The 13752-nt window shown below is 63.7% G+C and carries 13 protein-coding genes; 6 read left to right on the top strand and 7 right to left on the bottom strand.

From position 1 onward, the window contains the following. Positions 1-83: 83 nt before the first annotated feature. From AC3CB8_RS07185 to AC3CB8_RS07170, 4 genes are all read right to left on the bottom strand, one after another. The gene (locus AC3CB8_RS07185) at positions 84-1238 is read right to left on the bottom strand and encodes an ABC transporter substrate-binding protein (RefSeq protein ID WP_023772564.1); all 1155 of its coding nucleotides are present in this window, start codon (positions 1236-1238) and stop codon (positions 84-86) included. A gap of 578 nt (positions 1239-1816) precedes the next feature. Continuing rightward, positions 1817-2722, bottom strand: a complete 906-nt coding sequence (locus AC3CB8_RS07180) for a LysR family transcriptional regulator (protein WP_015314134.1) — start codon at positions 2720-2722, stop codon at positions 1817-1819. Between the two features lie 79 nt (positions 2723-2801). Further along, positions 2802-3419 (bottom strand): DedA family protein, encoded by a 618-nt coding sequence (locus AC3CB8_RS07175; RefSeq protein ID WP_023772562.1) that lies wholly within the window; start codon positions 3417-3419, stop codon positions 2802-2804. After that, complete coding sequence (locus AC3CB8_RS07170) at positions 3416-4084, bottom strand: class I SAM-dependent methyltransferase (protein ID WP_352563277.1); 669 nt, start codon at positions 4082-4084, stop codon at positions 3416-3418. The genes AC3CB8_RS07175 and AC3CB8_RS07170 overlap by 4 nt, the downstream gene beginning before the upstream one ends. 228 nt (positions 4085-4312) lie before the next feature. Between AC3CB8_RS07170 and AC3CB8_RS07165 the strand changes: the two genes are divergently transcribed. The 3 genes from AC3CB8_RS07165 (at position 4313) to AC3CB8_RS07155 (ending at position 6648) form a co-directional block, all read left to right on the top strand. Further along, a complete protein-coding gene (locus AC3CB8_RS07165; RefSeq protein WP_352550238.1) occupies positions 4313-4981 on the top strand; it encodes a response regulator transcription factor in 669 nt (222 codons plus the stop codon). Between the two features lie 10 nt (positions 4982-4991). Continuing rightward, positions 4992-6353 carry a sensor histidine kinase gene (locus tag AC3CB8_RS07160; protein ID WP_352563278.1) on the top strand — a complete coding sequence of 454 codons (1362 nt, stop codon included), beginning with the start codon at positions 4992-4994 and terminating at the stop codon, positions 6351-6353. Between the two features lie 148 nt (positions 6354-6501). Beyond that, on the top strand, positions 6502-6648 hold the full coding sequence (locus AC3CB8_RS07155; RefSeq protein WP_352563279.1) for a hypothetical protein: 147 nt from the start codon (positions 6502-6504) through the stop codon (positions 6646-6648). Here the strand turns inward: AC3CB8_RS07155 and AC3CB8_RS07150 are convergent. Then, positions 6645-7412, bottom strand: a complete 768-nt coding sequence (locus tag AC3CB8_RS07150) for a DeoR/GlpR family DNA-binding transcription regulator (protein ID WP_488377270.1) — start codon at positions 7410-7412, stop codon at positions 6645-6647. The genes AC3CB8_RS07155 and AC3CB8_RS07150 overlap by 4 nt on opposite strands. A 417-nt stretch (positions 7413-7829) precedes the next feature. Between AC3CB8_RS07150 and AC3CB8_RS07145 the strand changes: the two genes are divergently transcribed. After that, positions 7830-8714 (top strand): phosphotransferase family protein, encoded by an 885-nt coding sequence (locus AC3CB8_RS07145; protein ID WP_023783345.1) that lies wholly within the window; start codon positions 7830-7832, stop codon positions 8712-8714. After that, complete coding sequence (locus AC3CB8_RS07140) at positions 8714-11167, top strand: GcvT family protein (protein WP_352563320.1); 2454 nt, start codon at positions 8714-8716, stop codon at positions 11165-11167. The genes AC3CB8_RS07145 and AC3CB8_RS07140 overlap by 1 nt, the downstream gene beginning before the upstream one ends. Here AC3CB8_RS07140 and AC3CB8_RS07135 read toward each other — a convergent pair. Next, on the bottom strand, positions 11164-11796 hold the full coding sequence (locus AC3CB8_RS07135) for a class I SAM-dependent DNA methyltransferase (protein ID WP_352563280.1): 633 nt from the start codon (positions 11794-11796) through the stop codon (positions 11164-11166). The two genes, AC3CB8_RS07140 and AC3CB8_RS07135, sit on opposite strands and share 4 nt — an antisense overlap. Positions 11797-11890: 94 nt before the next feature. On the opposite strand from AC3CB8_RS07135, the gene AC3CB8_RS07130 reads away from it, so the two are divergent. Next, positions 11891-12793 (top strand): phosphotransferase, encoded by a 903-nt coding sequence (locus tag AC3CB8_RS07130; RefSeq protein WP_352563281.1) that lies wholly within the window; start codon positions 11891-11893, stop codon positions 12791-12793. 17 nt (positions 12794-12810) lie between these two features. Here the strand turns inward: AC3CB8_RS07130 and AC3CB8_RS07125 are convergent, their stop codons facing one another. Further along, positions 12811-13734 (bottom strand): DMT family transporter, encoded by a 924-nt coding sequence (locus tag AC3CB8_RS07125; protein ID WP_352563282.1) that lies wholly within the window; start codon positions 13732-13734, stop codon positions 12811-12813. Positions 13735-13752: the final 18 nt, after the last annotated feature.

The raw sequence follows: 13752 nt of genomic DNA, 5'->3' as shown, positions 1-13752 counted from the left end.
CGCTATGTTGGCGCTTATTCTGCAACGGGAGAAATGTCCGGAAGGACAATGAGGGGCAGCGCCAAGTTCTCGGTAAAACGCAATTACCGCCCGCCGATGACGCCGATATAGTCCGACACCCAGCGGTAGTAAGGCACGCACTGGTCGTTCTGGGTGGCGCATTTGGAAACCGGCGTCTTCCAGAACTTGATCTTGTCGAAATTGTCGTAGCCGTTGGTCTTGCAGCCTTCCTCGCCGAGCAGCTCGTTGCCCTTGCAGGCGGCCGGCACGACCGGCAGCGAGCCGAACCAGGCGGAGACGTCGCCCTGCACCTTCGGCGCCAGCGAATGCTCGAGCCACATATAGGCGCAGTTCGGGTGAGCGGCGTCGGCTTCCATCATGGTGGTGTCGGCCCAGCCGGTGACGCCTTCTTCCGGCACGGTCGAGGCAACCGGCTTCTTGGCGGCGACCAGCGTGTTGACCTGGTATGGCCACGAGCCGGATGCGACGACGCCTTCGTTCTGGAAATCGTCGACCTGAATGGCCGCGTCGTGCCAGTAGCGGCCAACCAGCGTGCGCTGGACGCGCAGCAATTCGAGCGCCGCCTTGTACTGGTCCTCGTTCAATTCGTAGGGGTCCTTAATGCCGAGTTCCGGCTTGTGGAACATCAAATAATTGGCGGCGTCCGCGATATGGATCGGTCCGTCATAAGCCTGGACGCGGCCTTTGTTGGACTTGCCATCCGGCAGCTTCATCTCCTCGAAGACGACGTTCCAGCTCTTCGGTGCTTCCTTGAAGACCTCGGTGTTGTACATCAGGATGTTGGGACCCCACTGATAGGGAACGCCGTAATGCACCTTGTCGACGGTGAACCAGGGCGCGTCCTTCAGCCGGTCGTCGACCGTCTTCCAACTCGGGATGAGATCGGTGTTGATCGGCTGCACGCGCTTGCCGGCAACGAGCCGCAGCGAGGCATCGCCCGAAGCCGTGACGAGGTCGAAGCCGCCCTCGTTCATCAGCGAGACCATTTCATCCGAGGTGTTGGCGGTCTTGATGTTGACCTTGCAACCGCTCTCCTTCTCGAAGGCGCTCACCCAGTCGTAGCCCTTGTCGGTCTCGCCGCGCTCGATGTAGCCCGGCCAGGCGACGATGTTGACCTGACCTTCGCCCTTGCCGAGTTCCTTGACCTGGGCGATCGCCTGACCGGAGAAGGTCAGCGCGACCGTCAAGGCAGTGCACGACTTCAGGAATGAATGCATATCGATCTCCCATTTTGGCGCGTGATCCTGAAACCGCTCCGGTTGTCGCCAGACCACGCGCGGACTGAAAAACTTGTCAGCTCCTCCGTTGGACTTGACGCCACTCTGATGGCAGCTTTGGTCCCTCCAACGGAAGGTGCTTTGAAAATTCCGGTTTCGCAAATTCATTTGTCAGAAGGCCGATATCGGTTTTTCCGATATACTCCCTCAGGCCAGCGCCGTCACCAGCCAGCAGGTGGCCTGACCGTCGTTTAGAAAGGGGCCAAGGCCGCGGGCAACACCGTAACGATTTTTTCGCCCGTCGCCTGGTCGGCCTCGCGCAGCGCGGCGGCGACCGGCCCTAGCCGGGTGGCATATGACATCAGATCCCCTTCGGCGATCTTACATGGTAAGTTCGCCTGTCTGACTTCGATTGACGACCAGCCGCTCGCTTCAAGTATCCGCTTCACCTTGGCGCCGTCAGGCTTGCCGGCGCCGGCCGCTTCGAGGTTGCTCCGTTAGGGCCTTTCAAAGTGGAGCCGGTTCCCGCCACAAAGCGCAAGCGCAAGACTGGCGGCGTCGCCGGGAGCAGACCACTTCTAGCGGCGCACCGTCCGCTGCGACTGGGCAAGGCCCACAAAGTCCCGCGCCGCGGCGGCCAGGCCAGATCCCCGCCGCCAGACCATGCCAACCTGCACCACCGGCAACGAACCGGAAATGTCGCGCGATTCGATGCGGTCTCCCTCCAGAGACCAGGGTCGGTAGACGAGGTCAGGCAGCAGTGCAACGCCGGCACCGGTGGCGACGAGGCTGCGCACGGCTTCCACGGAACGGGTGCGGAAGGCGACATGCGGCCTGGCGCCGATCGCTGTCAGCAGTTTGCCGGTGTTTTCCTCGATCTCGTCAACGGTCAGCATGATCAGCGGTTCGGAGGCGATATCGCCGATGCCGATAATGTCGGCGCCAGCCAGGGGATGGCCGAGCGGCAGCCACAGCCGGTAAGCCGAGACTTCGAGGATTTCCGATTGCAGTGCAGTGCGGTCGCGCAAATTGGAGGTTACCATGACGGCAATGTCCAGCTTGCCGCCGATCAGGAGATGTTCGAGGTAGTCGCCATTGTCCTCGATGGCCGAGACCTCGACACCTGGATAGGCGCGGCGGTAGCGTGAGAGCAGGTCCGACAGCACATAGCCGGCGACCAGCGAGGTGACGCCGAGTTGCAGCCGCCCGCCGGCCACAGCCTGTTCGCCGGAAAAAGAGCGGCGGGCGTCGGACACGTCGGCGAGAATCTTTGTTGCGTGGCGCAGGAACTGGTGGCCCTTGTGGGTAATGTTGAGGCCGCGCGGATGGCGCTCGAACAGTTCGACGCCAAGATCGCTTTCAAGTTCCTTGATCGCCTCGGTGACCGACGATTGCGAGATGGAGAGGTTTTGCGCCGCGCGCGATACCGTGCCTTGCTCGGCGACGGCGATGAAGAACTGCAACTGCCGGATGGTGAAGGCCATTGCTGGACTAAACACCGCCGCAACCGCGAAGAAAAGCCGATGGCGAAGCTTATCCCATGGCTGGATGCCTGACCGTGGCTCAGCCCAGCATCGGCCGGATGCGCCGCCAGCATGCCGGGCCATAGCGCAAGACAAGCATGAATGCCGTTTCCAGCGCCAGGACAATAGCGATGATACGAAAGCCGACTGCGAGCGGGCTTTGGCCACTGCCATGCAGCGCATAGCCTGTAAGCAGAAAGCCGGCATTCCAGAGCGTGGCTCCGGTTAGCGTCGCGACCACAAAGGGTAAGGCTGGCAGGCTGAGCGCGCCGGCCGCGATCGGCAAATAGTTGCGCACCGTCGGAATGAACTGCGCCAGCAGGGAAACCCGGACATGGTTGCGGCGATAGGCCTGACCAAGCTGGCGGTAGGTCTTGGGGCGCAAGAAGACATATCCGCCGAACCGCTCGACCAGCCTGTCGGCGCGATCGATTCCGATCCGGCGGCCTACAGTGTACCAGACGAGACAGCCTGTCATTGAGGCCAGCGTGGTCACGCCAAGCAGGATTGCCAGCGTCGCATCGTCAGGCGCCGCCGTCATGCCGAGGAACAGCAGCAGCACATGCGAGGGCGGGATCGGCAGGATCTTCTCGGTAAAGGCGAGGCAGAAGACGCCGAACAGGCCGAAGCCGAGAATGGTTGCCAATGGTCCCGTCATGCGATGCGCCAGTCGTAGGTTCCTGACGTCTTGAGCCTGGCGATGCGATAGACCGTCGCCGGCGGGAAGTTGCGAAAGGTATGGCCAACCCGCGTAACCCCGAGATCGAGCCTGTCGAGCAGCGACTGGTCGAATGGGCACCGTAGTCCGAGCGTGAACTGGTAAAGCGCTGCGCCCGGGCGAAGGTTCGCGAAAACAGCTTCGAGAATGGCAAACGTCCTGCGCGGCGAAATCAGGCGAAATGGCAAGCCGCTGACGGCTGCGCCAATCGCAGGCCGGTGGAAGAGCGAAAGATGGCGCAGACCGACGGCGTCCATTTCAAAAATCCGGGCAGCTGGAAAACGACGCGTGAGCAGTGCGGCAAAATCCGAATCGGATTCGATCAGTGTCAAATCTTCCTCCTTCACCCCGCGCGACAGCAGCGCCCTCGTGAACGGCCCGGTTCCTGGGCCGAGTTCCAGCACGGGCCCAGTCTCGGGTCCAATGTCGCGGGTCATCAATGCCGCCAGGCTGGAGCTGGACGGCGTGACGGAGCCGACCCTGAACGGCGCGACGGTCCACGCCATGAGAAAAGACAGAGCATCATTTGCGGGCATGGTAACCTCAATCCCGGACAACATCACGCCAACCGGTTGGTGTGGCCACGTGATTCGTTTCAGCGCCATTGGTTTCGAACGTCAGGCCCGACCTGTTGCATATTCGGGCCTGACGCCTTCACGCCGGCGCGAGCGATTCGTGCCGACCCGGCGTTGTTTGCCGCGACTGGGTTGCATAGACATTGCGCAATCTCGCTGAGGCTAAGAAAGTGCCTGTCGACCGCGGTCCTTCGGCTTTGCCAGGTTTACGCAATGTTGGCGCGGTAGCGCCCGACGCAGTGTTTCGAGGGATTGTCGATGCGTATCTTGCTGGTCGAAGACGAACCCGAGATGGTCTCGGCCCTGCGTGCCGCGCTGAAGCGCCACGATATGGTGGTCGATCACGCCGGCACATTGCTGGAGGCGGAGGGGTTCGTTGCCGTCGATAGCTATGACGCCATCCTGCTCGACCGCCAGTTGCCGGATGGCGACGGGCTGTCGCTGGTGCCGAGACTGCGTTCGGCCAGGAACACCACGCCCGTGCTGGTGCTGACGGCGAGAGGCGACACGTCGGACAAGGTCGATGGGCTGGACATGGGCGCGGACGACTATCTGGCAAAGCCATTCGCGTTCGAGGAACTGCTTGCCCGGTTGCGCGCGCTGCTCAGGCGCCCGGCGCCGCTGCAGTCGCAGTTTATCCGCGCCGGCGATCTGGTGCTCGACGTCGGACATCGCGAAGCCTCTATCCGCGCCGAACCGCTCAGCCTGCCGCGCCGCGAACTCCTTGTGCTGGAGGCTCTGATGCGCCGCACCGGCCGCATGGTGCAGCGCGAGGCGCTCATGGAGGCGGTGTTCGGCCTCGACGACGAGATCCAGTCCAACGCACTCGACACGCACGTCTCGCGCCTGCGCCGCAAGCTCGCCGATGCTGGGGTGACGATCAACGGCATTCGCGGCATCGGCTATCTCCTGCGCGAGACGACATGAGCGCCAAGCGATGAGCCTCAAGCGCCCGCATTCGCTGAAATGGAGCCTGGTGCTGCGCATCGCCTTGCTGCAATGCACCATGCTGACGCTGATCATCGTCGGCATTCTCGGCGCCATGCTGGCCACCGGTCTTATCCCGCACGACTACGAGGACGGCACGATGGACGTGCTGGCGGATGCGGTGACACGCGATGCCGGCGGCAAGTTGGTCCTGCGCACGACCTCGGACCTGACGAAGCTGCGGTCGGGTGTTCCCGACCTCTGGTTCATCATTCGAGACAAGCAGGGGCAACGGCTGCAGGAGGGGACCGTGCCGCCCATCTTCCAGCCTTTCACCGGATTGCTGGATACGATCAGCGACGCCCGGATCGACCATGCAATTGGACAAGCCGCGCCGCCGGAGGGAAAGATCCGCTGGACCGACACGATGGCTGGCAATGTCCAGATTTTCAGCGGCACCAAGGGCGGGCTTTCGCTGCTGCGTCTGCTCGGCCAGGCGCCGCAATTCTTCCTGCAAGGCATATTGCCCCTCGCCGGGCTGATGGCGCTGGCCACGCTGTTCGCGACGCCTTGGGTGGTGCGTGGCGCTTTGTCGGGCCTTGGCCATGCGGCGACCGAGGCTGAGCGCATCGACATCGACCAGCGGGGCGTGCAGTTGCCGCTCAAGGACGTACCGACGGAAGTGACGCCGCTGGTCAAGGCCGTGAATGCCGCCCTTGCGCGCCTCGACAAGGGCTATGAGCGCCACAAGCGCTTCCTTACCGACGCCGCCCATGAGCTCAGGACACCGGTCGCCATCCTCAACACGCGCCTCGCCGCGCTGCCGGCGACACCGGAGCGGGCACGGCTGCTGCAGGACGCGGCCAGGCTTTCGACGCTGACCGACCAGTTGCTCGACCTGCAGCGCCTCGACCGGCAGACGTCGCCGTTCGAAGCGGTCGATCTCGTGGCGACCGCGCGCGGCGTTATCGTCGACCTCGCGCCGATGGCGTTTTCTGCCGGTTACGAAATGTCGTTCGAGCCGGAACGGGACACGATTTTCGCCAACGGAGACCGCACCGCCATCGAGCGCGCGGTGACCAACATCGTTCAGAACGCCATCGAGCATGGCGGCCGCGCTGGCAAGATCACCGTCAGCGTCACAACGCCCGCCATCATCGAGGTCCGGGACGAAGGCGACGGCGTCCCGCCGGGTGAGCGGAAGCGCATCTTCGAGCCCTTCTACCGGCTGCGCCCGCAGGATCATGGCGCCGGCCTCGGCCTCAATCTCGTGCAGGAAATCATGTATCTCCATGGCGGCCGCATCGATATCCTCGATGGCAAGCCCAGCGGCGCCTGCTTCAGGATGAGTTTTCGCGCTTTACCGGTTTAGCATTGCCGCCAACCTCGCAACGACTTGTCCATCTCGTCGATGGCCGGAAGGCTGGCGTGAAGGCGATATTCACCGCGCCACTCAACACGATTCGAGCCCGCTGGCCGAGCAGCTCGGCCGCGGCCTCAAGGACGGCCTGCTCGGCCCGATGATATCAGTCGATGACAGGCAGCAAACGACGGTTCCCGCGTCTTCGGCCGGTGACGCGGCACGCGCGATGCACAACATCGCCTTCCGCGTGTCGAGCGGCACCTTCGCGGGCGTGTGCGCCCACCAGTCGCTGGTCTTCGCCTAAATTCCGCCGGCGACGCTGAGGCGCGCCCCGGCTTGCGCCAGTGCCGCGGCAATGTCTTGCGGCGGCGCGCGGTCGGTGGCGAGTTCGGAAAAGCCGTCGAAGCCGCAGACCTGGACCAGGCCCTGGCGGCCGAACTTCGTGTGGTCAGTGACGACCAGCGAGCGCTGGCCCCGCGACAGCACCATGCGGGCGAATTCCGCCTCGTCCAGATCAAAGTCCATGACACCCGTCACCGCATCCACGGCGCCGGTGGAGATGATGGCGTGGCTGACCGTGAAGCGGCTGACGAACTCGATGGCCGATGTCCCGAACGCGGCGCCTAAATCGCTGCGCAGCTCGCCGCCAGCCATATAGACCTTGTTGCCGTTGATGGTGGCAAGGGTGCGGGCGATGTCGGACGAGTTGGTGACGACCGTCAGGCGCCGGTGGCCGAGCAGTTCGCGCGCCAGGAACGAGGTCGTGGTGCCGGTGTCGAGCATGATCGATTCGCCGTCGCGGATGGTGGCCGCGACCGCGCGGGCAATGCTTCGCTTGGCGTCGGCATGCTCGCGCATGCGCCGTTCGAACGGCGCTTCGCCGACCATCGACGGCAGGCCTATGGCGCCATGCATCTTCAGAACCGAGCCGTCGCCGGTGAGCGGCTTGACGTCGCGGCGCACGGTCTCGAGCGAAACGCCCAGCCTGTCGGCCAGGCTGGCGATGGTGACGGTCCCCTCCTCCTGCAACAACCGCAGGATCTCGCCATGCCGTTTCGAGTGGTTCATATGGGCGTCCCGAAAAATGACCGTTTCTAAGGCATTCCTAGCGCATTTAAAGGACTGGCCCATGCTTTCGGGCAAAACACCCAAAAAAAGTCACATCTTTTTATTGACAGAAGAGCAACCTCGGCGTGAAATTCACCTTCAACAGGGTTCGGAACTGCAGCGGGATGTAATTGGCAGAGCCGCAATTCACTGACCCCAGGCGGCGCGTAACGTGTCTGGCGCAAGGAATTTTCAGATCCGCGGGGGCGGATGCCGGGCTCAAAAACCTGGCCAAGGGGCTCGTCGGTGCGGTGCGGGATACCGATCCTGGCATCCCGCACCGACGAGATTGTTTGCATTCCACTCCGCCGTCGTTGCGCCGCCCATGGCGCCTTGTCGAAGCCCAGCAAACCAGGCCTGCCAACCAGGGATGATCCCGTGATTGCCGAAGACCGCATCCGCGCCCTGCCCTGCTGGACGGGCGCCATCGAGATCGCGCCGCTGCCCGGCGGCCTAAGCAACGCCAATTATGTGGTCACCGATGCGGCCGGCAAACATGTGGTGCGTTTCGGCCAGGATTATCCGTTCCACCATGTCTTCCGCGAACGCGAGGTGATGACCGCGCGGGCGGCTCACGCGGCAGGCTTCGCACCGGCGGTCCGTTACGCCGAACCGGGGATCATGGTGACGGCGTTTCTTGGCGCCAGAACCTATCTGGCCGAAGACGTGCGCGCCAATCTCCGCCGTGTCGCGACTCTGATGCGCGGCTTTCACCGAGAGATGCCCAACCATATCTCCGGCGCCGGCTTCATGTTCTGGGTGTTCCACGTCATCCGCGACTATGCCCGCACGCTTGACGAGGGCAACAGCCGCAAGCGCGGTGACCTGCCGCGCTTTCTGGCGTTGGCCGACGAACTGGAGCGCGCCCAGAAATTGCTGCCGATCGTCTTTGGCCACAATGATCTTTTGCCGGCCAACATTCTGGACGACGGCGGCAGGCTTTGGCTGATCGATTTCGAATATGCCGGCTTCAATACGGCGATGTTCGACCTTGCCGGCGTCGCATCGAACGCAGGCATGAGCGACGAGGAATCCTTCGCCTTCCTGACCGCCTATTTCATGAAGGAACCGGACGAGGCGATCCGCCGCTCGCACGCCGCCATGCAATGTGCCTCGCTGCTGCGCGAGGCGATGTGGAGCATGGTGTCGGAGCTCTATCTCGACGCCCCCGGGATCGATTACGTCGCCTACACCGAGGAAAACCTGGCGCGGCTCGACGCGGCGCTCGAAAACTACCGGACAAAATACGGGATCCTGAAATGATGACCTTGCCTAGCCAGGCCTCGATCGTCGTCATCGGCGGCGGCATCATCGGCTGTTCGACGGCCTATCATCTGGCGCGTGACCACAAGGCCGACGTGGTACTGCTCGAACAGGGCAAGCTGACCTCGGGCTCGACCTGGCATGCCGCCGGCCTGGTCGGCCAGTTGCGCTCGTCGGCCTCGATCACGCGGGTACTGAAATACTCCGTAGACCTCTACAAGGGGCTGGAAGCCGAGACCGGTCTTGCCACCGGCTGGAAGATGACGGGGTGCCTCAGGCTCGCCACCAATGCCGACCGCTGGACCGAATACAAACGGCTGGCGACGACGGCGAAAAGCTTCGGCATGGACATGCAGTTGCTGTCGCCGGCGGAGGTCAAGGCGATGTGGCCCTTGATGGAGACCGGCGATCTTGTCGGCGCTTCCTGGCTGCCGACCGACGGCCAGGCGAGCCCTTCCGACATCACGCAGTCGCTGGCAAAGGGCGCGCGCATGCACGGCGCCAAGCTCTACGAGGACGTGCGCGTCACGGGTTTCGAGATGAAGGGCGACCGCATCACGGCGGTGAAGACCAATCAAGGCGACATTGCCTGTGACAAGGTGGTGAACTGCGCCGGGCAATGGGCGCGGCAAGTCGGCGCGATAGCCGGCATCAACGTGCCGCTGCAGCCGGTCAAGCACCAGTATGTCATCACCGAGAAAATCGCCGGGCTGGCGACCGACGCGCCGACGCTGCGCGACCCCGATCGGCGCACCTACTTCAAGGAGGAGGTCGGCGGACTGGTGATGGGCGGCTATGAGCCTAACCCGCAGGCTTGGACGACCAATCTTCCCGGGGGCGACGTGCCCATTGATTGGGAGTTCCGGCTGTTCGACGATGACTACGATCATTTCGAGCAGCACATGGCACAGGCGATCGCGCGGGTGCCGGCGCTGGAGACGGTCGGCGTCAAGCAGATGGTCAACGGATCGGAAAGCTTTACGCCGGACGGCAATTTCATCCTCGGTGTGGCGCCCGAATGCGCCAACATGTTCGTCGGCGCCGGCTTCAACGCCTTCGGCATCGCCTCGGGCGGCGGCGCCGGCTGGGTCCTGGCGCAATGGGTGGTCGACGGCGAGGCGCCCCTCGACCTTTGGGTGGTCGACATCAGGCGTTTTTCCAACCTGCACCGCGACCGGCAATGGGTGAACGAACGTACGCTGGAAGCCTATGGCAAGCATTACGCGATCGGCTTCCCGCACGAAGAATACACCAGCGGCCGGCCGCGCATCGTCTCCCCGCTCTACGACAGACTGAAAGACCATCGCGCCGTGTTCGGCTCCAAGCTCGGCTGGGAACGGCCGAACTGGTTCGCGCCGGAGGGCGTCGAGGCGAAGGACATCTATTCGATGGGCCGGCAGAACTGGTTCGCCGCCGTCGGCGACGAACATCGGCACGTGCGCGGGCATGTCGGCATCTTCGACCAGTCGTCCTTCGCCAAGTACGAGCTGAGCGGGCCCGATGCGGCGAGGGCACTGGACTGGATTTGCGCCAACGATGTCGGCAAGCCGGTCGGCCGGCTGACCTACACGCAACTCCTCAACTCGCGCGGCGGCGTCGAGGCCGACCTGACCGTGTCGCGGCTGGCCGAGGAGAAATTCTATATCGTCACCGGCACCGGGTTCCGCACCCATGATGCCTCTTGGATCAGCGACCATATTGGCCACGGCCTCGATGCCCAGCTCGCCGATGTCACCGAGGATTTCGGCACGCTGTCGCTGATGGGACCACGTGCTCGCGATGTGCTTTTGGCGGTCACCGATGCGGATGTTTCGAATGCCGGCTTCCCGTTCGGCCATGTGCGCGAGATCACAATAGCTGGTCACACCGTCCGGGCGCTTCGTGTGACATACGTGGGCGAATTGGGCTGGGAACTGCATGTGCCGATCGCGGCCACCGGCGAAGTCTTCGACGCGCTGATGGCGGCCGGCCGGGAACACGATATCCGCCCGGTCGGCTACCGCGCGCTGGAATCGCTGCGGCTGGAAAAGGGCTATCGCGCCTGGGGCTCCGACATCACGCCCAACGACACACCGCTGGAAGCCGGGCTGGGCTGGGCGGTCAAGTTGCGCAAGAACACCGACTTCGTCGGACGGCGCGCACTCGAGAAGGTTGGCGGCGCGTCGCTGAAGAAGCGCTTTGCCGGCTTCACGGTCGACGATCCGGAGATCGTGCTCGTCGGACGCGAGACCATCCTGCGCGATGGCCAGCCGGTCGGCTATCTCACCAGCGGCGGCTATGGCTACACGGTGGGAAAGAACATCGGCTACGGCTATGTGCGCAACGCCGACGGAGTAAGCGACGATTTTCTCGCCTCGGGCACCTATGAACTGGTGGTGGCGATGGAGCGGACGCCGACCAAAATTCATCTTGAGCCGCTATACGACCCGGCAATGGAGCGCGTGAAGGCTTAACTCACGCGCAAAGCGAGGCCACGGCTGGGGACGGTATCGGCCTCGCCTGGCATTGAGACATATGGTCGTGTTTCCTCGACCCGCGTGACCGAACCTTGCGCCTCGAGTTCGGCGATGCGCCCGGCAAAACCGTGATCCCACAACGTGTTCTTGACCGTCAGCACGATCACCCCACTTGGCCGACAGATGCGGATCAGTTCGTCCAGTCCCTCGGCGCCGACATGGCCCGACGTAAAGACGCCGGCCGAGATGATGCCGGCATAGGTGTTGTCGGCAAAAGGCAAGGCGCCGCCGAGCGCCAGGCAATGCAGCGCCGAATAGACGCCCTTGCGTGCGGCCTGATCCAGCATGCCTTGCGAGATATCCAGCGCCTCGACCTGGGGATAGCCGGCAATATCGAGCCACTCGCCTATCAGCCCGGTACCAGCCCCGGCGTCGAGCAGCGGGGCTGACCCGCGCGCCAGATGGCGAGCGAGCAAAGCAAGGCAGATGGTCGGGTGGCGGTAGCCGGCCGCCGACATGTCGGCGTCGTAGGTTTGCGACCAGCGGTCGTACAGTGCGGCCACCTCTTTCGGGCGCTTGGCCGCGTAGACCTCGCCGAGCGCGCCTTGATGTTTGCTGTCCGCCACGTGCCTCACCAACTTCCTTGTCTTGCCGGATGATAGCCAAACGGGGAAAATTGTGGAACCGTGCCGCCGATAAATAACGCGCGGGGACGCAGGCATGGGAACAGACGAGGCGCGGGCAAAACTTGCCACCATTCCGGCGCTGGCGGGCTATACCGGGCCGCTGGAACGGCTCGGCGGCTTGACCAACCTCGTCTTCAAGGCCGGCGATTACTGCCTGCGCATTCCAGGCAAAGGCACCGAGGAATACATCAACCGCGCCAACGAGGCGATTGCCGCGCGTGAGGCGGCAAAAGCCGGGGTCTGTCCCGAAGTGCTGCATGCCGACGCTGCCAGCGGCCTGATGGTGACGCGCTACATCGCCGGCGCGGAGACGATGTCGCCGGAGAAATTCAGGGAGCGGCAGGGCAGCCCGGCCCGAGCGGCCGAGGCCTTCCGCAAGCTGCACGCGTCCGGCGCGGTGTTCCCCTTCCGCTTCGAGCTGTTTTCGATGATCGACGACTATCTCAAAGTACTGTCGACCAGGGATGTCGCCCTGCCCGCCGGCTATCATGACGTGGTGCGCGAGGCAGAAAGCGTGCGGTCGGCCTTGGCCGTCCGCCCCTTGCCTCTCGTCGCCTGCCATTGCGACCCGCTGTGCGAGAATTTCCTCGACACGGGCGAGCGGATGTGGATCGTCGACTGGGAATATTCGGGGATGAACGACCCACTCTGGGATCTCGGCGACCTCAGCGTGGAAGGCAAGTTCGCTGCGAACCAGGACGAAGAGCTGATGCGCGCCTATTTCGGCGGCGAGGCGAAGCCCGCGGAGCGCGGCCGCATCGTCATCTACAAGGCGATGTGCGACCTGTTGTGGACGCTGTGGGGGCTGATCCAGCTTGCCAACGAAAATCCCGTCGACGATTTCCGCGCCTATGCCGACGGCCGCTTCGCCCGCTGCAAGGCGCTGATGGAAACAGAGGAGTTTTCGCGGCACTTGGCGGCGGTGCGCAAGGGCTAGGCACCAGAAATCTGCCCCTAGTTCACGCCTTTCGGCACGTTCTCCGGCGGCACCGTGGTGTCTACCACCTTCTGGCGGTGGAAGATGAACATGCCGGCCAGGACGATGATGCCCGAGCCGATCAGGATGCGCGGGCCGGGAACGTCGCCGAAGAACACCAGCCCGAACACCACCGCCCACAAGAGCAGCGTGTAGTGCAGCGGCGCCAGCGTCGAGGCCGGCGCCAGTTTCAGCGCCCTGGTGATCATCAGATGCGCCCCGCAGGAAACGATGCCGAGCAGCAGCATGGCGCCGAAATCAAGCGCAGACGGCGTCTTCCAGGCGCCGATGGTGAGGGCGCCGCCAACCGCCAGCGTGCCGATCGTCTGCCATGTCACCAGATTGGTATCGCTGGTGCCGCGCAGGCGCCGGTTGAGGATGATGGCGAAGGCGAAGGCAAGGCTGCCGACAAGCGCGAAACTGGATGACAGCGAAAACGCCGCAGAGGACGGTTTCAGCATGATCACCACACCGCAGAAGCCGAGCAGGATCGCCACCCAACGGCGCCAGCCGACCTTTTCGCCAAGCAGGAAATGCGATAGCGCCGCCACATAGATCGGCCCGGCCATGTAGAAGCTCATCACATCGGCAAGCGGCAGATAGACGACTGCGGCGTAGAACAAGGCGGTGTCCAGCGTCGTCGCCACCACGCGCAGGATCTGCAGCCCGGGCCGCTCCATCTGGAACAGTTTGCCGGCGCCCTGGTTGGCGATCATCGGGCCGAGCACGATAAAGGCGCCAATCGAGCGGATCAGCACCACCTGGCCGACGGAGAAACTGGCGACAAGCCACTTGCCCATCGCATCGTTGAGCGCAAACAGGAAGTCGCCGGCCAGCATCAGCAGGATGCCGGCCAGGAGGACGTTCTTGATTGTGGAACTCCGCGCCACGGGTTGCGTCATGCCGATCCCGATTCCTCC

It is taken from the genome of Mesorhizobium sp. P160927 (assembly GCF_057766385.1).
This window is presented reverse-complemented; position numbering and strand designations above follow the sequence as displayed.